The organism is Paeniglutamicibacter psychrophenolicus (assembly GCF_017876575.1).
Taxonomy (GTDB): domain Bacteria; phylum Actinomycetota; class Actinomycetes; order Actinomycetales; family Micrococcaceae; genus Paeniglutamicibacter; species Paeniglutamicibacter psychrophenolicus.
On the sequence record NZ_JAGIOE010000001.1, the window covers coordinates 1,964,821 to 1,983,933 of the forward strand.

Below are 19,113 nucleotides of genomic sequence, written 5' to 3' on the forward strand. Positions count from 1 at the left end.
AGACCCAAATGAGAGGGAGCCCATGTCGGCGTCGTTTCCCGCAACAAGGCCCCGGCAACCGGCCCGCCCGGGCACCGAAGGGGCAGTGTCCGCCCGGCATCCGGCTCATTGACAGGGGCCCGGGGAAGGTCGACCCTGAGGACGGGGACAGCACGGGAAATCGTGGCGGTGGGCGCACGGGGTTGGTTCAGGGGCAGGGCTATGCGAAGGGAACCACAATGAGCAGCTTCGGAGGCATCGAACGAGTCCGGCGAGTTTGGCTGGATGCAGTGCAGGCGGGACCTTCCTTGCTGCAGGGACACCGGATCGCCAGGAACATCCCGAGGCTCGAGGAAGCGGCCGGACCCAACCGGGGCCTGGTCGATGCGGCCGGAAGCGGCGGGCTACCGCTGCGGCTGCTGGTCATCGGGGATTCCAATGTTGCCGGGACCGGGGCTCCCACGCACTCCGTGGCGCTGACCGGCCAGCTGGCGGTGCGTCTGTCGGCGCGGCGGCACCGCCCGGTGGCGTGGGAAGCCGATGGAGCCAACGGCGCCACCATGGAACGCATCCGGCTCGAAGTGCTCGGACTCATCCAGGAACACGACCCCGACATCGTCGTGCTGGTCGCCGGGGCCAACGATGCGATGGCCGGACGGAGCCCCGCGCATTGGGGCAGTGACCTGCGGGCGGTGCTGGGGGCCTTCCTGGATCCGGGCAGGGACCGGGAAATCGTCGTGGCGGGGGTTCCGCCGTTTCGGTATTTCCCGGCGCTGCCGACACCGCTGAACGAGTTCCTGGAACGCCGGGCCAGCCGTCTGGACGCTGTCTCGGCAGCGGTGTGCGCGGAATGGGGACTGGACTTCGTGTCCTTTGCCGATGATCCGCCGCTCGGGGAGGCCTTCTTCGCCACCGACCGCTTCCATCCCTCGGTGGCCGGTTACGGGCATTGGGCGGGGTACCTGCTCGATGTCTTGCAGGATCGCCGTTCGAACACCGGCTGAGGTGGACGGCCCTGCGGCAAACGGCAGGTGCCTGCCGCTTCCCCGGAGGCGGGGATGCGACAGGCACCGGTGGTTCTCTAGCGCGTGGCCGGGTCAGTAGGCCTTGACGCGCTGTTCCACGATCAGGTGGACGAGGGCGAACTGGCCCTTCTGGTCAATGGCCTCCAGCGCGGCCTCGAGGGCGGCGGGAATGTCGGCGTCGTTCTCGACGCGGATGCCGAAGCCGCCGAAGGCCTGGGCCATCAACGCGAAGTCCGGGTTCTTCAGCTGGGTGCCCGAGATCCGCTGCGGGTAGTGGCGTTCCTGGTGTGTGCGGATGGTTCCGTATTCCTGGTTGTCCATCACGATGACCAGCGGGGTGGCGCCGTACTGTGCCGCGGTGGCCAGTTCCTGGCCGTTCATCAGGAACTCGCCGTCACCGGCGATGGTCACCACGCGGCGGCCAGGGAAGTTCAACGAGGCCGCGATGGCGGAGGGAACCGAGTACCCCATGGACCCGTTGCGGGCCGAAATCATCGAGGCGTATTCCTCGGTCGGGAAGTAGCGGTGCGCCCAGTTGGTGTGCTCGCCGGCACCCAGGGTGATGATGGCGTCCTTGGGCAGGGACGGGACCAGGTTGGCCATGAGCGTGTCCATGCGTGCCGGCCCCGCCGAGGGAGTGGCAGGGGGCAGGGCAGCGAACTTTTCCTGTTCGCCGCGCATGCGTTCGGTGAAGGACTTCCATTCGGGTTTGCCGGAGAATTCCATCATGACCAGGTCCCGGACAAAGACATCGGGCTTGGACACGATCTGGTGGGAGACCGGGCCGGAGCGGCCGCGCAGAGACGGGTCGATGGTGACCAGGAAGTTCTTCTTGGACCAGTCCTGGCGCACCAGGAAGCCGTCGGTGATGACATCGCCCGGGACGGTGCCGACGAAGATCAGCAGGTCGGTTTCCTCGAGCAGGTCGTAGGTGGGCTTCGGGCGGCCGTAGCCGATGGGCCCGACGTACGAGGGCGAGCTGAAGGGGATGTTGCCTTCGCAGCGCCATTCGACGGCTGCCGGCAGGTGGTGTTCCTCGAGCCAGGTGGTGAGCTGGCTGGTCCCTTCCTGGGTCCAGTCGTTGCCGCCCAGCACGAACAGGGGCTTGGAGGATTGCTGGAGTGCGTTCTTGAGCTCCTTCCAGTCCGTCACGGTCATGCCGCCGCTGGCCACCGGGATCACCGGGTGCAGGGAGGGGTCGACCATTTCCCGGATGACGTCCTCGGGCAATCCGACGACCACGGGTCCGGGGCGTCCGCTCATGGCGGCGAACATGGCTTCGGCCACGATTTCCGAGGCCCGCTCCGCGTGGTCCAGGACCATCACGCGCTTGGCTCCGGTGTCGAACCATGCCTTGATGTCGAATTCCTGGAAGGCCTCGCGGTCGCGGTGGGCGAAGGGAATCAGACCCACGAACAGGACCAGAGGGGTCGAGTCCTGCCATGCGGTGTGCAGCCCGACGTGCGCGTTGGCGGCACCCGGTCCGCGGGTCACCATGGCGATGCCCGGGCGCTGGTGCATCTTGCCGTCGGCCTCGGCCATGTAGACAGCACCGCCTTCGTGGCGGCAGACGACGGTCTCGATGGGGGAGTGGTGCAGCCCGTCCAAGACGTCCAGGTAGCTCTCCCCGGGAATCACGTACGTGCGTTCCACACCGTGGGCCACCAGGGTGTCAACGATGATGTGTCCGGCCGACTTCTTGGTCGGCACCTGGACCTCGGCGGGTTCTTGCAGTGCTTGGGTGCTCATGCGTCATTGCTCCTTGCTGTCACCACGGCGAACGGGGACAAGTGTTGCACGGCGGACACGTCGTTGTGCCGCGTCGGGTCGAACGAAAGCTCAAGTTTCAGTAAATGTACATGATGCTCGGGACTGACCCTAAGTATGGCGCGAAATGCTTCTGTCACAATGGGTGATTGATCACTATGACTTGTTTTTGCTATCGCACCTCCCGGTAAAACTGGGGTATTGGACCCGGGTCCACGGCCATTGAATACCGAGTATGTAGGATGGTCGGAAGCATACTGAGTATTTAGGGGTCGATGTGTCAATCAAGCATTCATTGCTGGTCATGCTGGAACAGCAGCAACGTTATGGGTTCGAGCTGCGCGAGGAGTTCGAACGTTCCACCGGAAGCACCTGGCCGCTGAACATCGGGCAGGTCTACACAACACTGGACCGGCTTGAACGCGACGGACTGGTCAGCGACCTGGGCACGGACGAACGCGGTCACCGCTACTACTCCATCACCGAGGCGGGGCGGATGGAGGTCGCCACATGGTTCTCCACCCCGGTGGCACCCAGCACCCCGCCGCGCAACGAGCTGGCCATCAAGCTCGCCCTGGCGCTTGGAATACCGCGGGTCGACGTCGCCGCGGTCATCCAGACCCAACGGCTCTCGACCATCCAGACCATGCAGGGATACGTGAGGTCCCGGCGCGAGGCCGACAAGGCCAACAAGGCAGAGGACTTTTCCTGGCGGTTGGTCCTGGAGTCGCTGATCTACTCGGCGGAGGCCGAGCTGAAGTGGCTGGACCACTGCGAGGCGAAAATGCTGACCATGGCCAAGCCCCCCACCTCGGGAACCGCATCCGCGCAAGCCGCACCTGCCCGCACGCTGGAACTATCGTGAGCGCCCCGGTGAAACGGCAGTTGCTGGAACTGTCGGGCGTGACCAAGACCTACGGCACCGGGGACACCGCCGTTGCCGCATTGCGCGATGTCTCATTCAGCGTCGACGAGGGGGAATTCGTCGCGGTGATGGGTCCCTCCGGGTCCGGCAAGTCCTCCTTGCTCGCGCTGGCCGGCGGGCTCGACGCAGCCACCAGCGGAGAGGTGTACATCCAGGACACACCGCTGGGCCGGTTGGGCCGGGCCGAATTGGCCCGGCTGCGCCGCCGGGCGGTGGGCTACGTCTTCCAGGACTTCAACCTGATTCCCACGCTGACCGCGGTGGAGAACGCCGCACTGCCGCTGGAGCTCGATGGCTGGAAGCCGGCGAAGGCGCACCGGGTGGCGCGCAACGCCCTGCGCCAGGTGGGCATCGAACACCTGGCCGAGCGGTTCATGGACCAGCTCTCCGGTGGCCAGCAGCAACGGGTCGCCATCGCCCGGGCGGTCATCGGGGAACGCTCCCTGATCCTTGCCGACGAGCCAACCGGGGCGCTGGACTCGGTGACCGGCAACGGTGTCCTCGAGGTGCTGCGCCAGCGCGCGGATGCCGGGGCCGCGGTGGTCATGGTGACGCACGAGCCCCGTCACGCGGGGTGGGCGGACCGTGTGGTGTTCCTCAAGGACGGACGCATCGTGGACCAGACCGCGCTGCAGACCGACCCGGCTTCGTTGTTGGTGACTGGCTGATGTTCAAACCCAAAACCCGGAGGCATCCCTCATCCAATTCCGTGCGTGCCACGACGCTGGCCCGGCGCATGGCCTGGCGGGACATCAACAAGAGCAAGCCGCGCTCGGTACTGGTCATCTCTTTGGTTGCCCTGCCGCTGATGGTGATGGTCCTGGTCGCCACCCTCCTGGACAGCAGCACTCCCAGCGCAGCCGAAAAGACGGCCACGCAGCTGGGTCTCTTTGACCAGCAACTCGTGTCGATGGAGGGCACGGTGGGGATGGTACAGAACCCCCGGGACCCCAGCTCCTGGCACAGCACCGAGGACTACCAGGAAGGCGCGGCGACGATACCCGCGGCCAGCCTCAAGACCATGCTCGGCGCCGTGCCGCCCGGCGCGCACGCCACGGCCGTCGTGCGCGGCTTTGCGACGGTGAAGGGGCCCGAGTTCTCCGTGGGTGCACCGATCAGCGCCGGAACGTTTTTGGACCCGCTCTTTTCCGGTCGCTATCTCCTGCGCGAGGGGAACTGGGGAAGCGACTCCTCGGTGCTGCTGACCGGCGACCTGGCCACGGAACTCGGCGTGGGCCTTGGCGGCACAGTCTCATTGGGCGAGGAAGAATACCCGGTCGCCGGGATACTGGAAGACAGGTCGGAGGATTCCTCGCTGGCCACCGACCTGGCCGCGGCGTTCGGGCTCGGAAACCACAAATCCCATGGGGTCTTCATTGCTCCCGGGCATCCCTTCGCCGAGGAATTCGAGGCGTGGTCAACCAGCGTCTTTGTCGAAGGCATGTCGGTGACCAGAGCGGAACAAGAGGCACTGAACGGAAAAGGCATGGGCAGCTATGACCGTGCCACCATGCTGGGAGCCGGATCGGCCGGCATCTGGGGACAGGCAAATCCGGACTCCGATGCCTCGGACGCTCTCGCCCGGATCCTGGTCCTCTTTGTCATCGGGTTCTTCGTGTTCCTGGAAGTCGGGCTGCTTGCCGGCGCGGCCTTTGCCGTGGGTGCCCGAAAACAACGAAGGTCCCTGGCGCTGCTGTCCGCCAACGGTGCCGAAGCCGGAACCATCCGGTCGATCAGCGGGTACTCCGGGTTGTTCCTTGGGGGAATCGCGGTCCTGCTGGGAACCGGGCTCGGATTGTTGGTTGCCTGGGCCACGATCCGATGGAGCGAGCAATTTGCCGGCGGGTTTTCGGGCTGGCACGTTCCCCGGGACCTGGTCGTCGCCTTGATGCTGCTGGCACTGGCCAGTTCCGTCATTGCCGCGCTGGTTCCGGCATGGTCGGTGGCCAGCCACAGCGCCCTTTCGGCCCTGCGCAGCGTCGGGGAGGGCGCTGCACGCAAGCCCAGGTTCCCGGTGGCCGGGTTCGTGCTCCTGGGACTGGGGCTTGCCGCCTGGGCCACGGCGCTGTTCCTGGGACTGGGCGCCGGCACCTACGGATTGCTGCAGGCGCGCAGCAGTTACATCGTCCTGGGATTCGTCGTCGGAATGGTTCTGTGCACCGTGGGCATGATGCTGGGCATCGGTCACATCCTTTCGCTCGTGGGGAAGGCCGGACACCGGCTGCCGCTGGCTGCACGCCTCGCGATCCGCGACATCCAGCGCAACAAGGGACGCACCGTGCCGGCGGTGTCCGCCGTGATTGCCGGCACCGCGCTGGCCGCGGCCCTGGCGCTCGCCGTGGGACACGGCGTCGCGGGGGCCGGTTACCTCGATGCCGCCCGGTCCTCATCGGTGGTCTCGGTGTATTCCACGGGAGAGTTGGACACGGCAAACACCGCTGACCTGGACAGGGACACAGCCCAGGAAAACGTGGTGCTGGAACAGCTGGCCCGGGAGGGGCATGCGGTGCGCGCCAACTCCCGCTTCGGGATGTTTCACGACGGTCATTTCAACGTCGGAACCGACGAGGAAACCATGGACACCTTCGTGGCGCTGCTGGCCCGCGGGAGCGCCTGCCGATTCGGGGCCCGCGAGCCGCTTGTCTCGGAGAAACCAAGCAGTGCGTCCATCCAGCAACAGATCGACTCCATGCGTGCCCGGGTCGAGGCGAGTGACAGGTTCACCGTGAACTACTGCGGCGTCGACGACGGATCCAACGCTTCCGTACCCGGCGACGTCTCGGTGGATGTCACCGACCAGACCGGACTGGAGATGGTGCTGGGGAAGAACTACGCCCCGGAGGTCGGTGAGGCATTCAATCGCGGCAGCGCCATCGTCACGGTGCCCGAATTTGTCGACGACGGCGGCCGACTCACCATCGGCGTACCCGACTATAGGTATCCAGGGATCTACACCGGCGAGGTGTCCATCGGGTCATCGGGTGCCGTGGTCTTCGCCCCGCTGAAACGCACCATGGAATTCGACGCAGTGGAAGTGCCCAACGGCGGGGCAAGCTCCCTGCCCAGGGTCATGGTCTCAGCGAAAGCGATCCTTGGCTCCGGGGGCTTCGTCGCGGACCCGAGGCAAATGGTGGAACTTGAACGATCATTGGAATCCGGGGAAATCGAGAAGCTGAACCAGGGGCTGCAGAAGTTTGGGGCGTCCATTGGCGGAAGCTACGGCCCGACGGGCATCGACCGGCTGATGGTCCAGGTGCCGTGGCTGCTGGTCATCGCCGCATCGCTGTTGATCCTCACCACCGCTGCCATCACCACGGGCCTGGCCCTGGCCGACGGCCGCGAGGACGCCCGGGTCATGGTGGGCGTGGGTGCGTCCCAGAAGACCAGGCGCCGCCTTGGCGGGGTGCAGGCCGGATTGGTGGCCGTCCTGGGCGTGGTCCTGGGACTCGGCCTGGGTGCCGTGCCGGTGGGGATCCTGATGCTGATCCTGGAAGGAACGATCGACACCAGGATCCTGGTGCCATTGCTCGGGCTGCTGGTGATCCCGGTGCTGGCGGCCGGCATCGGCTGGGCCATGGTGGAGCGCAAGATCCCGGGAACTAGGGTGGGTGCATGAGCCACAGACCAGATCCCCGTTCTGCGGCGTGCCTGCGCCCCTGGACCGACTCCGTCAATGACATCGCCGCGATCCTCGATGCCTTCGACAGCGATGACATGGCGGCACAGGCCGGGGAGCCCATCAGCACCGAGGCAGCCGCACGGCGCTGGGTGGCACAGTGGATCGATCCCGGGAACGCGGGCGCCGTGGCCTTCGCCATTGACGTGGCGGGCAGGGCCGTCGGGCACGCGATGGCCGGCGCCATCGACCGCCGCCACGACACGGCATGGGTGTCGTACTGGGTCGCGACCGAGGCCCGCGGTACGGGGCTGGCCTCGCGGGCGACCGCCGGCCTGGCCGAGCACTGCTTCGGTGCCCTGGGGCTCTTTCGCCTCGAACTGGCCTACCGGGCAAACAATCCAGGCTCAGCCGGAGTGGCCAGGAACGCAGGGTTCCGCATCGAGGGCCTGGAACGCGCGAAGCTGCGCTACCTGGACGAACACGGCAACCCGGTCCGGTACGACGTGCAGACCTGCGCCCGGCTGCGCAGCGACGGCCCCGCACTTGTCCCGCCGCTGCCGCTCGCCCCTGCGGGTACCGCGTAAACCGGGGAACGACCTTGGACGGCAAATGGCCCGGAACCAACAGGTTCCGGACCATTGCCGTGACGAAAAAACGCGCCTGTGCCTAAGCGGCGTACGGGCTTGGCGGGTACTTCGCGCCAGGAGTCGCATCGGCTTCCATCGAGGCCTGGGTGGGCAGGTTGCGCCAGGCGAACCAGCCGTAGATTCCGGCCAGGGCCTGGAAGACCGTGACGCCGAGCAGTGCGAGGGCGGGGTTGGTGTCAAAGAGCAGGGCGACATAGACGATGGCCGATGCGGTGCTGGCCAGCCATGCCCAGCGGTAACCGCACGCGATGCCGAGAAGTGACACGATCAGCGCGGCCTCGGCCGCGAAGGAGATCCACAAGGCCGAGGTTCCCTCCGTGAAGATGAACCCGGAAGTCAGCATGCGGCCCATGCGCAGGGCCGTGAACACCAGCACCAGCAGCACGCCGATCAGCAGGGACTTGACGCTGAACCCGCGCTGGATGACCTTGCGTCCGAACCTCCCGGAGATTTCGAACTTGGAGAAGCGCCACAGGCCGAAGGCCGCCGCCAGCAGGGCCGGCACGGCATAGGCGAGTAGGGACGCCTCGAATTGCAGGGCGATGACCAGCGGTCCGGCGAAGACCGCGAGGACCTGTGCCCACCAGCCCAGGTCGTTGCGCCGGGCAAGCACCACCATGGCGATGCAGCTGAGCAGTGCCGAGAGGGCAAAGAGTGCCACCTGGGTTCCGGAATCCGTTCCGGGGGCCTGGGTGAAGAGATTGTAGAAAAGTTCGTCCACGAAGAATGCTGCCTATTCACAAAGAAAATCGGTGGGGGCGGTGCGGTGCCTCAGCTATTGATCGTAGCGCGACTTGAGGTGGTGAACCCTATTGGCCGTTCTGGTGCAACCCGTCGAACATCATGGTGATGGCATGCTCCTCGACCTCTTCGGCCGTGACGTTTCCATCTTCCCTGAACCATTCGACCAGGGAGTTGATGGTGCCGAAGAGCAGGCGGGTGGTGGTGCGCGGGTCGATATCGCTGCGCAGCGAGCCTTCCTGCTGGGCCTCGACCACCAGGTCAGAGACCTTGCGGTCCACGGCGCGACGGCGCTGGAGCGCATCGCGCTCGATCTCGGTGTTCCCGCGCAGCCGCAGCAGCAGCGTCACGTATTGCTGGCGCTTGACCAGGACCCGGATCGTGGAACGGAGGAAGAACTTCAGGCGTTCCTCGGCGGTGCCCACGCTGGCACGTTCGTCCTCGGCGATGGCCTCGAGCGGAACCAACGCCTCATCGAGGGCCAGGCGCAGCAAGTCGCCCTTGGAGGGGACATGGTGGTAGATCGCGGACTTGCTGATGCCAAGGTTCTCGGCGAGCTTGCCCATGGAGGTGGCGTCGTAGCCGTGCTTGTTGAACACCTCCACGGCAATCGAGAGGACGGATTCCTGGTCGTATCCGGGTCGACCGCGCTTGGTCGGTGAGGAGTTCGTAACGCTGGCAGTCATGATTCCTCATTCTCTCACGAACGGTCGGTCCGTAAAGCCGGGCCTGGATGCCGCCTGGAGGGGCGGACGGTGGCGTGCCCATCGCCCGCCCCTTCGGGCGGCGGTGGTCGACCTACTTCTTCTCGCGCAGGTCGTAGATGCGGCGCAGCTTGCCCGAGGAACGGGCCAGGGAACCGGGGTCCACGACGTCGATCTCGCAGGACGAACCGACATGGATCTTGATTTCCCTGGCAAGTTCCCTGCCGGCAGCGATCGCGCGGTCGGCGTCGCAGTCCTCGCGGCGCTCGATGCGCACCGCCAGCTGGTCCATGCGGCCCGGCCGGGTGATCTCCAGCTGGAAGTGCGGGGAAAGTCCCGGCACCCGCAACGCGATCTCCTCGATCTGCGACGGGAAGAGGTTCACGCCCCGCAGGATGATCATGTCGTCGCTGCGCCCGGTGATCCTGCCCATGCGGCGGTGCCCCGGCCGGGCGGTGCCCGGCAGCAGGCGGGTGAGGTCGTGGGTGCGGTAGCGGATGATCGGCAGGGCCTGCTTGGTCAGCGAGGTGAACACCAGTTCGCCGTGCTCGCCGTCGCGCAGGACCCGGGTCTCGTCGAAGGCGTCGATGATCTCCGGGCGGAAGTGGTCCTCCCAGATGTGGCTGCCGTCCTTGGTCTCGTTGGACTCGCCGGCAACGCCGGGGCCCATGACCTCGGACAGGCCGTAGATGTCGCAGGCGTCCAGGTCGAACATGACCTCGAGCTCGTGGCGCATTTCCTCGGTCCACGGCTCGGCCCCGAGAACCGCGGTCTTCAGCGAGGTCTTGCGCGGGTCGATCCCGGCCCGCTGCATGGCATCGCCGATGGTCAGCAGGTAGGTGGGTGTGCACAGGATCGCGTCGGGCTCGAAGTCCTGGATCAGCGTGATCTGCTTTTCGGTCTGGCCGCCGGACATCGGGATCACGGTGGTGCCCAGGCGCTCGGCCGCGGCGTGGGCACCGAGCCCGCCGGTGAACAAGCCGTAGCCGTAGGCGTTGTGGACCTTCCATCCCGGCTTCACGCCCGAGAGGCGCAGGCAGCGGGCGCCCATCTTGGCCCAGTCGTCCAGGTCCTTCTGGGTGTAGCCGACCACGGTGGCCCGGCCGGTGGTGCCGGAGGATGCGTGGATGCGGGCGACCTCGTGCTGCGGAACGGCGAACATGCCAAACGGGTAGGTCTTGCGCAGGTCTTCCTTTTCCGTGAACGGGAACTTGGACAGGTCCGCCAGTTCCTTCAGGTCGCTCGGGTGCACGCCGGCGGCATCGTACTTTTCCTTGTACAGGGGAACCCTGTCGTACGCGTAGGCCAGGGTGTCCTGCAGGCGCGTGAGCTGGATCGATTCGATCTGGTCGCGGCTCATGGTTTCTTCCGGGTCCAACGGGTTGGGCAGTTCGATCCGGGTGGAGGTCTGGGTCATGTCGTGGCCTTACATGCGATGGGTTTTTTGGGAGGGGTAAAGGTCTGGCCCTAGGAGGGCCTGGGGATGGTGCGGGAACGGCCGCGGAATTCGGCCAGCACCTCGTCCTCGGAATCGGGGACGGACTGGAAGATCTGGATGTCGTAGATTCCGCTGCGCCCGGATTGCTGGCGGCGGTTGGCCACGGCGGTCAGGGTCCGGCCGGGGATGCCCGGCTTGAGGAAGTTGATGTCCACGCCCGCTGCCACGGTCATGGTGTCGACCGAGCCGGTGTGCGGGTTGCAGGAGAGCGCGAAGGCGGTGTCGGCGAAGGCGAAGATCATGCCTCCGTGGGCGATGCCGAATCCGTTGAGCATTTCCTTGCGCAATTTCATGGTGATCGTGGCGTGCCCGTCGTCGACCTTGAGCACCTCGATGCCCATCCACTCGGAGGCATAGTCGTTCTTCAGCAGGGGATGTGCCAGGGGTGCATCGACGCCGGTGTCGCTCATGAAGGGCCTCTCAGTTATTTACCGAACGATCATTAGGTAATCCTGAAATGTGAGATAAGTCAAGACGGGAGGGCTGGAATCCCGAGTTTTCGGGCGACATCCATTCGTCATCAAGGACCCAACCGAGCCAAGCGTCCAACGAGGAGCGCCGGGTCGGGCCCGAATGCACCTGCGGGACGAAAGCCCCTACACGCCACGGCGCACCCGGCCCAGACTGAAGACAGGAGCAAGTACGTGGCATCAAAGGAGTTGAAGTCCGATGCGTAGATTCAGGCGTTGGGAAGATTGGGTCGTGGTGGTCGTTGGGCTCGTGATGGCCTTGACGCCCATATGGTCGGAGGGCATGGGCAATTCGGTGTCGATGCTGATCATCTCCGGTGTGCTGTTGCTGGCTGTCGGGGTGGTCAACCTGGCCGGGCCAAACCTGTACGGAATCGAGATCGGGCAGGTCCTGGCTTCCATCCTGGCCATCATCCTGCCCTGGCTGGGCCACTTCAACGGGGCAAATGTCCCGGCGCTGACCGCATGGATCGGCGGGGGATTGGCTTTGCTGGCAACCTTCCTGGCCATGAAGCCAAGCATCGACATCTCGGAAAAGCTGCACCACCAAGAGGGGTAGCTGGGGTCCTTTGCCTCCAGTGCATCCGCCGGCGCATCCGTGCGTCGGCGGATGCCTGCGTCTCAGGCGTTGGTTCCCTGGGGTTCGGGGCCCTGGTGCCAGGTGCGCAGCGGGGAGAAGAGGATGGGCAGGGCCGAGAACCCTGCCAGCAACGCCCACGCCCACAGCACCGGCTGGATCCCGAGGGTGGATGCCGCGATACCCCCGGCGATGCTGGCAAGCGGCATGATCCCGAGCGTGAAGAATCGGTTGCCGGCCATGACCGTGCCAAGCAGCGATTCCTCGCACAGCTGCGGGATGACCCCGGCGCCGGCGACGGTGGCCAGCACCAGCATGAAGGCCCAGAGGAATGACTCCGCGGCCACCCAGGCCAGGGTCGGACCCGGAAGGATTTCGGCCAGCGCCAGGGCCGCAACCGCCGGCACGCAGCCGAGCGATGCCGCGATCTTCAGCCTTCCGATGCCCATGCGCACGAGCAGCCGCGGGGCAACAAGCGAGGCAACCAGGCCGCCGCTTGCCGAGACGGTCCCGACCAAGGCGAAGGATGCGGCGGAAAACCCCAGCGATGAGATCACGAAGACGGCGAGGACCGAGTTTCCCAGCATCGCTGCGGCGTTGAGCAGCATGTTCGACAGCAGCAGCGCGCGCATCGAGCGATGGCGAACGGCCATCGACAATCCTTGGGCGATCGAGTGCCAGAACCGCTGCCGTGGCCCGGTTGCCGGGGGTGGGACGTGGCCGGTGGTTCGGGGCAGCAAAAGTGCGGAGCACAGGTATCCACCGCTGCCCAGGACCAGGGCCAGCGGTGCGGCGAGGATCTTCAACCCCGCGGTCGCCACCGCCGGGGTGCCGATCGAGGCCAGGCTGGAGACGCGCTGGAGTCTGGCATAGGCGACACCCAGTTCGTTGGTCCCCACAAGGGATGGGACCAGCGCCCCGCTGGCCGAGGTGAAGAAGACATCGGCGATGCCCAGCAGTGCGGCGGCCAACAGCAAATGCCACGTGTCCAGGGAACCCAGCAGGAAGAGCAGCGGGATCGACAGGGTGAGTGCGGCCCGGGCGAGGTCCGCAGCGCGCATGGCACGGAGCTTGGGGAGCCGGTCGACCAGGGCGCCGATCGGCAGTCCCAGGACCAGGAAGGCCCCGAGTCCCAGGGCGTTGAGCAGGCCGACCTCCGCCGTGCCCGCGCCGAGGCTTGCCACGGCGATCACCGGCAGTAGGGTTCGGGTGGCGTTGTCGGCCACGGACTCGAAGGCGTTGGACGCCAGGAGCCTGCCGAAGGCCGCGGGGTTTCCCTGCCTTTTCGCCACTGTTCGTGCTGGTGCCGGACTCACTGGGGTGCCTCTCGATCATGTCAGGTAATTCCTGACACACTGTCAGGTTAAGCCTGACGGTGCAACCCCGTTGATCACGTAGTGTTGGGATGTGAGCGATACAGGGGCAATGAAGGAACCGGCCGACCGGATGGCGGATACCGGCCAGTGCAGCTTTTGCGGGCGTTCCCGGGAAGCCTGCGGCAAGCTTGCCTATGGGCCGGGTGTCGCCATTTGTTCCGACTGCACGGAAAACTGCGCTTCCCTGCATGCCGGCGGGGTCGCCTCCGAGCCGTGGCTCGAAATGACCCGGGAGCAGGTGCTGGAGCTGTTGCCCCGGATTTCCGCGGTGGCCGCGCAGGTCGAGCAGCGCTTGGCCGCGTGGGTGGGCGTCGCCCGGGACAAGGGCGCCAGCTGGGCGCGCGTGGGCGAGGCCCTGGCCATGACACGGCAATCGGCCTGGGAACGGTTCAAGCAGCCCGGCAACCATCGGACCAAGGGCCACGAACCGCCGATGGCGGATACACAGGGCTGAACGCCGGCGCATCCCCGCGACCGGGCCAGGGGGTTCCGCTAGGATCGGGCCATGGATGCAAGCATGCTCTCGGCCCTTGTCTTGGCCATCGTGTTTGCGCTGGTGGCGCTGTACGCCCTGTACTTCGTCATCCGTGCCGCCGTGCGTGACGGCATTTCACTGGCCCGCGCCAAGGAAACCGCCCCGGAGCGGTCCCGGGCGGCGGGCGAAGAGGCCGACTAGCCTTCCTCCGGCCCCGGGCGCCCTTGCAGGATCCGTGCGTAGAGGTCGCGGATGAACGGTTCCTTGGTCCGGTTGTAGTCCATCACCAGCCCGGCACCGCCGCCGCGTTCATTGATCCGCTCGGCGGACGCCCGCTTGATGCGCGCATAGGCATCCAGGTCGGCCGGATGCGTGCGCAGCCACTGGCGGAACGCGACCATGCGTGCGGTCTCGGGGCAGCCCGGGGCAAAGACATGGATGTTGGCAGCCGGCAGCCCGGAGCCGGATCCGGAAACCAGCAGCCGGTGGCCGTACCAATTGCGCTCACGGAGGCGGAAGACGAAACCCGCCGCCTCAAGCCGGGGCACATAGTGCTCTTCAACCCCGGGAGCCTCGACGGTCAACACCACGTCAATGACCGGCTTGGCCCAAAGCCCCGGCACCGAAGTGGAACCCAGGTGCTCGATGGCCAGCGCCCGGGAACCCAGGGCATCGCGCAGGCACCCGGCGAGCGCGGCAAAATCCTGCGGCCAGGATGCCGACGGCGGAACAACCCGTACGGGGGCCGGGACCGGTTCGCCATGGATCCACTCCACGGAACCGTCATCCGGCACGGGGTTGCGCAGCAGCGGCAGGTGGGGCAACACGCAGAGGTAGCGGCGGCGAGAAGGCCGGCGGGAATCGGCCGGGGAAGCGCTGGCGTGGAACCCTGCGGCCCGGTAGAAGCCGACGGCGTCGTCATCGGCGCGGGCGATGACCATGGCGGCCTCGTCCGCCCGGATCCGCCGCACCAGCGCGGTGGCAACCCCCTGGTGCCGCAGCCCCGGGGCCACGGCGAGGTATTCGATCTCGACCGCGAAACCATCGATGCGCCGGTATGCGGCCAATGCCAGCGGGTCGCCTTGCGGGCCGGGCACCACCAGCAGTTCCAGGTCTGCGACCTGTGCGGCCAGGGCATCGAGCCGTGCGCCGGTGGCGTCGGAGGCTGCGGTGAGCAGCGCCCGGAACGCGGGGTTCATGGCGAACCCCGCGCCGGACGTGCGGGTTATTTCCGGTGTGCTCATGCGCCTTCGGGGTTCAGGCCCAGTGTGTCCAGCGCGAAGGCGTAGTCCCAGGCGCGGGTCTTCCAACCCTCGTAGCGCCCCGAGGCCCCGCCGTGCCCGCCGTCCATCTCGATCTTCATGACGATCGGGGCACTCCCGGTGGTTTCCTCGCGCAGCTTCGCCACCCACTTGGCCGGCTCCACGTACAGCACGCGGGTGTCGTTCAGCGAGGTGACGGCCGCGATCCTCGGATAGGGCAGGGCCGCGACGTTCTCGTACGGGCTGTAGGACTTCATGTAGTCGTACACGTCCTTGTCCTCGATGGGGTTTCCCCATTCCTCCCACTCCAATGCCGAGAGCGGCAGATCCGGATCCAGTATGGAGGTCAGCGCGTCCACGAAGGGCACCTGGGCGATGATGCCGGCGTAGAGCTGCGGGGCGAGGTTGGCCACCGCGCCCATGAGCAGCCCGCCGGCCGATCCACCCAGGGCCACGATGCGCGCCGGGTCCGCCCAACCGGTTTCCAGCAGGTGCCTGGTGGCGTCCACGAAGTCGGTGAAGGTGTTCTTCTTGGTCAGCTTCTTCCCGTCCAGGTACCACTGGCGGCCCAGTTCACCGCCGCCGCGCACGTGGGCGATGACGAACACGACGCCGCGGTCCAGCAGCGAGAGCCGCGGGATGCCGAAGCCCGGGTCCATGGACATCTCGTAGCTGCCGTAGCCGTAGACGAGCACCGGGTTGGGGGACTCGTTGGTGATGTCCGCCCGGCGCAGGATGGTCAGCGGGATCCTGGTGCCGTCCGCCGCGGTGGCCCATTCGCGGGTGGCGCGGTAGTTGGCCGGGTCGTAGTTGTTGACCCGGGTCTGCTTGCGCAGGGACAGGGTGCCGTCGGCCAGGGTGTAGTCGTAGACGCGGGCCGGGGTGAAGTCCGAGGTGTAGGACAGCCGGATCATCGGCGCCTCGAGCTCCGCGTTGGCCAGCGAGCAGGTGTACAGCTCCTCGTCGAATGCCGGTTCCACGGCCGGGAGCTGGGATTCGGTGCCCAGGCCTGCCAACGGAAGGACCTGGATGCGTTCGGTGGTGTCCTTGCGCACGGAAATGACCAGGTGGGTGGCCGTGGCGGCGGTGCCCTCGACCTTGACGGTGTCGCGGTGCTCGATCACCGTGTCCCAGCGCTGCTGGGCGTAGGGCAGGGCGAGCTGGTCGGCGCGCAGCAGCGAGACCATGTTGTTCAGGGCCTTGCGGTCGTGGGTGATGACGTAGGCGCGCCGCCCCTCCAGGGTGACGGGGTCCGCGGTGTGCAGGATGCGGTGCTCCCGGGAGACCAGCATCACCGGGACCGCCCGCTCGTCGGCCAAATCCAGGGTGAGGGTCTCGGAGTACTCGGAGTTGCCGATGGAGACCAACAGCTCGGTGCGGTCCGCGGAGAGGTCGAAGCCCAGCCACATGCCCGGGTCGTCCTCCTGGAAGATGACCACGTCGGTTTCCGGGTCGGTGCCCAGGGTGTGTGCCTTGATCTGGTGGGGGCGCCAGGACTCGTCGACCACGGTGTAGAAGACCCGGGTTCCGTCGGGGGAGAACACCAGCCCGTAGAACACGTTTTCGATGGTGTCCGGGAGCAGCGCCCCGGTGGCGAGGTCCTTGAGACGCAGGGTGAAGCGCTCGTCCCCGGCATTGTCCTGGGCGTAGGCCAGCAGGGTGCCGTCCTCGCTGACGGCCATCCCGCCCAGGGAGAAGAAGGGCTTGCCCTCGGCCTCCTTGTTCCCGTCCAGCAGCACCTGTTCCCCGGCGATCGCCACACCCGCCTCGATGGCCGGAGGCGTCCAGTCCGCGGCCAGGTCCCCGGTGTCGGTGGCTGCCACGCGGCAGTGGATGGCGTATTGGGAGCCTTCGGCGGTGCGGGTGAAGTACCACCATCCGCGCTTGCGGGCGGGGACCGAAAGATCGGTTTCCACGGTGCGCGCCTTGATCTCGTTGAAGATGGCCTCGCGCAGCGGTTCCTGGTTGGCGGTCACCGCCTCGGCGTAGGCGTTCTCATCCTGAAGGTGGGCCCGGACCGCGGGGCTGTCCTTGTCCCGCAACCATTCGTAGTCGTCGGTGAAGGCATCTCCGTGGTGGGTGCGAACGGTGGGGACCTTGGGGGTCTGCGGGGCGGGGAGTGCGTGCTCGGCGTGGCTCATGCTTCCATTCAATCCGACGTGACGCCCATTGGGCCCATGGCTTCGCCCAACGCGGACAAAACCGCAGCGCGGGCGCCGGCCCGCGACGGCACAGGGAGCGGTCCCGGGCCCCGTTCGACCTTGGGACCGCTCCCTTGTTGGGGATTGATATGGATCAGCGTTGCCGGGTCAGCGTCTTGGTGTACTGCACGGCCCCGTTGGCATTGATCAGCTTCACCGTGAAGGCGGAGCCGTCGTCGGGAATCTCCACGTGGCCGAAGTACTGGTGCTCTCCCGAACGCGGGGAGGCCATGGTGGGTCCGGCCTGCTGGAAGTCGACCCGCGGGCCGAAGGTGCCATCCAGGGCGTTGGGCCCGAAGGAACCGGCATTGATGGGCCCGGCCACGAACTCCCAGAACTCGTTGAAGTCGGAGAATGCGGCGCTCTCGGGGGAGTAGTGGTGGGCGGCGCAATAGTGCACGTCCCCGGTCAGGAACACCACGTTCTTGATGTCGTGCTTCTTGATTGCCGCCAGCAGGCGGGCCAGTTCTAGCTCGCGGCCCAGCGGGGCTCCGTGCTCGGCGTTGGAGATCGACTCCTGCGCCTTCCCGTCGGGCACGATGAGCCCCAGCGGCAGGTCGTTGCCGATGACCTTCCATGTCGCGTCCGAGTCGCGCAGCGAGCGGACCAGCCACTGCAGCTGTTCCTCGCCCAGCAGTGGGGTCTCCCGGGTTTCCATGCCCGCGGTGTTCGGACCCTTGTAGGAGCGCATGTCCAGGGCGAACACGTCCAGGTGCGGCCCGCGACGGATCCGGCGGTAGATGCGGGCAGGTTCGAACCCGGTGCCCGGGCGCAGGGCTCTCGCGTCGGCGATAGGCATGTATTCCTGCCATGCCCGGCGTCCGCGGGCCGCCAGGGTGTCCACGTCGCGCACGGTGTAGCGCGGATCGTCGATGATCTCGCCCGGGTACCAGTTGTTGACCGTCTCGTGGTCGTCCCATTGGGCGATCACCGGGACCTGGGCATACATGGCCCGCAGGTTGGCATCCATCATGTTGTAGCGGTGGCGGCCGCGGTATTCGTTGAGCGTCTCGGCGACTTTGGAGACCTCCTCCGTGATGACGTTGCGCCAAATGTTCCCGTCCGGCTCGGTCATCTGCGCTGACATCGGCCCGTCCGCGTAGATGGTGTCGCCCGAGTGCAGGAAGAAATCGGGCTTCGTCGCCGCCATGGCCGCGTAGCCGCGCATCCCGCCGATCTCCTCGTTGATGCCGTAGCCCTGTCCGGCGGTGTCGGCGGTCCAGACGAAGCTCTGCGCCGCGGACTCGCGGTTGCGCCCCTTGCCGGGGGCCGGAGCGGTGCTGAAGGAACCGGTGCCGCTTTCGCTGCGCCGGCCGGATTCGTCCTCGAAGTACAGTTCCATGTCGAAGCGCGTTCCCGCGGGCAGACCGCGCGCATTGATCTTGGCCGTGAAGTCGGTGCCGGCGTGCGCCCGCGAACCGGCGAGATTCACCGTGCGGGCGAAGCGCCCCGCCAGTGGCTGGCCCGCCTCGTCGGCGGCACGCAGGGTGGCGTGCAGGCGCCCCGGTCCGGAGGCGCGTGACCACAGGACAGCGGAATTCGTGGAGACATCCCCGGTGGAGATGCCCGAGGGCAGGGTCAGCCGGCGGGCGAGAAGCGGAACAGCGGAGGGACGCGGCGCCGCAAGGGCGGAGGGCGCGGCGAGGGAGGTTGCGGCGAGGGCGGAGAGCGCGCCGACGCCCTTCAGGAGCGAGCGGCGATTCGGGAGCGGGGAGATATCCATGGACCCCAGCCAACAGCACCCCGGAAACCGGAACCTTGCGCCGCGGTTAACCTCCGTCGAACCTTTGCCGGAACGGCCGGCTGCCGTGCCGTGCGGAGCCAATACGTCGACCACCTGCCACCCG

17 protein-coding genes are annotated in these 19,113 nt (G+C 66.8%); 8 read left to right on the forward strand and 9 right to left on the reverse strand.

All coding sequences use genetic code 11. The annotated features are described in order from the left end of the window. The first annotated feature begins 218 nt into the window (after positions 1-218). On the forward strand, positions 219-983 hold the full coding sequence (locus tag JOF46_RS08785; protein WP_209906970.1) for an SGNH/GDSL hydrolase family protein: 765 nt from the start codon (positions 219-221) through the stop codon (positions 981-983). Between the two features lie 93 nt (positions 984-1,076). On the opposite strand, the gene JOF46_RS08790 is transcribed toward JOF46_RS08785, so the two are convergent. After that, positions 1,077-2,753 carry a thiamine pyrophosphate-dependent enzyme gene (locus tag JOF46_RS08790; protein ID WP_209906971.1) on the reverse strand — a complete coding sequence of 559 codons (1,677 nt, stop codon included), beginning with the start codon at positions 2,751-2,753 and terminating at the stop codon, positions 1,077-1,079. Between the two features lie 295 nt (positions 2,754-3,048). On the opposite strand from JOF46_RS08790, the gene JOF46_RS08795 reads away from it, so the two are divergent. Genes JOF46_RS08795 through JOF46_RS08810 form a run of 4 tightly spaced genes read left to right on the forward strand, consistent with a single transcriptional unit; the run spans position 3,049 to position 7,899 of the window. Next, a complete protein-coding gene (locus tag JOF46_RS08795; RefSeq protein WP_209906972.1) occupies positions 3,049-3,636 on the forward strand; it encodes a PadR family transcriptional regulator in 588 nt (195 codons plus the stop codon). Continuing rightward, positions 3,633-4,364 (forward strand): ABC transporter ATP-binding protein, encoded by a 732-nt coding sequence (locus tag JOF46_RS08800; protein WP_425355042.1) that lies wholly within the window; start codon positions 3,633-3,635, stop codon positions 4,362-4,364. Before JOF46_RS08795 ends, JOF46_RS08800 begins: the two co-directional genes overlap by 4 nt. Positions 4,365-4,405: 41 nt before the next feature. Then, on the forward strand, positions 4,406-7,312 hold the full coding sequence (locus tag JOF46_RS08805) for an FtsX-like permease family protein (RefSeq protein ID WP_209906973.1): 2,907 nt from the start codon (positions 4,406-4,408) through the stop codon (positions 7,310-7,312). Next, positions 7,309-7,899 carry a GNAT family N-acetyltransferase gene (locus JOF46_RS08810; protein ID WP_209906974.1) on the forward strand — a complete coding sequence of 197 codons (591 nt, stop codon included), beginning with the start codon at positions 7,309-7,311 and terminating at the stop codon, positions 7,897-7,899. Before JOF46_RS08805 ends, JOF46_RS08810 begins: the two co-directional genes overlap by 4 nt. Positions 7,900-7,981: 82 nt before the next feature. Here JOF46_RS08810 and JOF46_RS08815 read toward each other — a convergent pair whose 3' ends face one another. The 4 genes from JOF46_RS08815 to paaI form a co-directional block, all read right to left on the reverse strand. Continuing rightward, a complete protein-coding gene (locus JOF46_RS08815) occupies positions 7,982-8,683 on the reverse strand; it encodes a nicotinamide mononucleotide transporter (protein WP_209906975.1) in 702 nt (233 codons plus the stop codon). 88 nt (positions 8,684-8,771) lie between these two features. Continuing rightward, on the reverse strand, positions 8,772-9,389 hold the full coding sequence (locus JOF46_RS08820; protein WP_209906976.1) for a TetR/AcrR family transcriptional regulator: 618 nt from the start codon (positions 9,387-9,389) through the stop codon (positions 8,772-8,774). 112 nt (positions 9,390-9,501) lie between these two features. Continuing rightward, positions 9,502-10,824, reverse strand: a complete 1,323-nt coding sequence (locus tag JOF46_RS08825; protein WP_209906977.1) for a phenylacetate--CoA ligase family protein — start codon at positions 10,822-10,824, stop codon at positions 9,502-9,504. 50 nt (positions 10,825-10,874) lie between these two features. After that, positions 10,875-11,315, reverse strand: a complete 441-nt coding sequence (paaI, locus tag JOF46_RS08830) for a hydroxyphenylacetyl-CoA thioesterase PaaI (RefSeq protein WP_209906978.1) — start codon at positions 11,313-11,315, stop codon at positions 10,875-10,877. A 343-nt stretch (positions 11,316-11,658) separates the two neighbouring features. On the opposite strand from paaI, the gene JOF46_RS08835 reads away from it, so the two are divergent. Continuing rightward, the gene (locus tag JOF46_RS08835) at positions 11,659-11,934 is read left to right on the forward strand and encodes a hypothetical protein (protein ID WP_209906979.1); all 276 of its coding nucleotides are present in this window, start codon (positions 11,659-11,661) and stop codon (positions 11,932-11,934) included. A gap of 62 nt (positions 11,935-11,996) precedes the next feature. Here the strand turns inward: JOF46_RS08835 and JOF46_RS08840 are convergent, their stop codons facing one another. After that, positions 11,997-13,244: an MFS transporter gene (locus JOF46_RS08840; RefSeq protein ID WP_209906980.1), complete on the reverse strand. Its 1,248-nt coding sequence runs from the start codon at positions 13,242-13,244 to the stop codon at positions 11,997-11,999. A 154-nt stretch (positions 13,245-13,398) separates the two neighbouring features. Between JOF46_RS08840 and JOF46_RS08845 the strand changes: the two genes are divergently transcribed. Together JOF46_RS08845 and JOF46_RS08850 are read left to right on the forward strand one after the other, a co-directional pair. Then, positions 13,399-13,782 (forward strand): ClpX C4-type zinc finger protein, encoded by a 384-nt coding sequence (locus tag JOF46_RS08845; RefSeq protein WP_209906981.1) that lies wholly within the window; start codon positions 13,399-13,401, stop codon positions 13,780-13,782. Between the two features lie 51 nt (positions 13,783-13,833). After that, positions 13,834-14,004 carry a hypothetical protein gene (locus JOF46_RS08850; protein ID WP_209906982.1) on the forward strand — a complete coding sequence of 57 codons (171 nt, stop codon included), beginning with the start codon at positions 13,834-13,836 and terminating at the stop codon, positions 14,002-14,004. On the opposite strand, the gene JOF46_RS08855 is transcribed toward JOF46_RS08850, so the two are convergent. The 3 genes from JOF46_RS08855 to JOF46_RS08865 form a co-directional block, all read right to left on the reverse strand. After that, on the reverse strand, positions 14,001-15,047 hold the full coding sequence (locus JOF46_RS08855) for a GNAT family N-acetyltransferase (protein WP_209906983.1): 1,047 nt from the start codon (positions 15,045-15,047) through the stop codon (positions 14,001-14,003). The genes JOF46_RS08850 and JOF46_RS08855 overlap by 4 nt on opposite strands. Further along, on the reverse strand, positions 15,044-17,206 hold the full coding sequence (locus JOF46_RS08860; RefSeq protein WP_209906984.1) for a S9 family peptidase: 2,163 nt from the start codon (positions 17,204-17,206) through the stop codon (positions 15,044-15,046). Before JOF46_RS08860 ends, JOF46_RS08855 begins: the two co-directional genes overlap by 4 nt. Positions 17,207-17,360: 154 nt before the next feature. Next, on the reverse strand, positions 17,361-18,989 hold the full coding sequence (locus JOF46_RS08865; RefSeq protein WP_209906985.1) for an alkaline phosphatase D family protein: 1,629 nt from the start codon (positions 18,987-18,989) through the stop codon (positions 17,361-17,363). Positions 18,990-19,113: the final 124 nt, after the last annotated feature.

Bases quoted from the DNA above. Each gene is read 5' to 3' on its own strand.
- JOF46_RS08785 (WP_209906970.1), top strand. From the start codon at position 219: ATGAGCAGCTTCGGAGGCATCGAACGAGTCCGGCGAGTTTGGCTGGAT.
- JOF46_RS08790 (WP_209906971.1), bottom strand. From the start codon at position 2,753: ATGAGCACCCAAGCACTGCAAGAACCCGCCGAGGTCCAGGTGCCGACC.
- JOF46_RS08810 (WP_209906974.1), top strand. From the start codon at position 7,309: ATGAGCCACAGACCAGATCCCCGTTCTGCGGCGTGCCTGCGCCCCTGG.
- JOF46_RS08820 (WP_209906976.1), bottom strand. From the start codon at position 9,389: ATGACTGCCAGCGTTACGAACTCCTCACCGACCAAGCGCGGTCGACCC.
- JOF46_RS08825 (WP_209906977.1), bottom strand. From the start codon at position 10,824: ATGACCCAGACCTCCACCCGGATCGAACTGCCCAACCCGTTGGACCCG.
- paaI (WP_209906978.1), bottom strand. From the start codon at position 11,315: ATGAGCGACACCGGCGTCGATGCACCCCTGGCACATCCCCTGCTGAAG.
- JOF46_RS08835 (WP_209906979.1), top strand. From the start codon at position 11,659: ATGGGCAATTCGGTGTCGATGCTGATCATCTCCGGTGTGCTGTTGCTG.
- JOF46_RS08845 (WP_209906981.1), top strand. From the start codon at position 13,399: ATGGCGGATACCGGCCAGTGCAGCTTTTGCGGGCGTTCCCGGGAAGCC.
- JOF46_RS08850 (WP_209906982.1), top strand. From the start codon at position 13,834: ATGGATGCAAGCATGCTCTCGGCCCTTGTCTTGGCCATCGTGTTTGCG.
- JOF46_RS08855 (WP_209906983.1), bottom strand. From the start codon at position 15,047: ATGAGCACACCGGAAATAACCCGCACGTCCGGCGCGGGGTTCGCCATG.
- JOF46_RS08860 (WP_209906984.1), bottom strand. From the start codon at position 17,206: ATGAGCCACGCCGAGCACGCACTCCCCGCCCCGCAGACCCCCAAGGTC.
- JOF46_RS08865 (WP_209906985.1), bottom strand. From the start codon at position 18,989: ATGGATATCTCCCCGCTCCCGAATCGCCGCTCGCTCCTGAAGGGCGTC.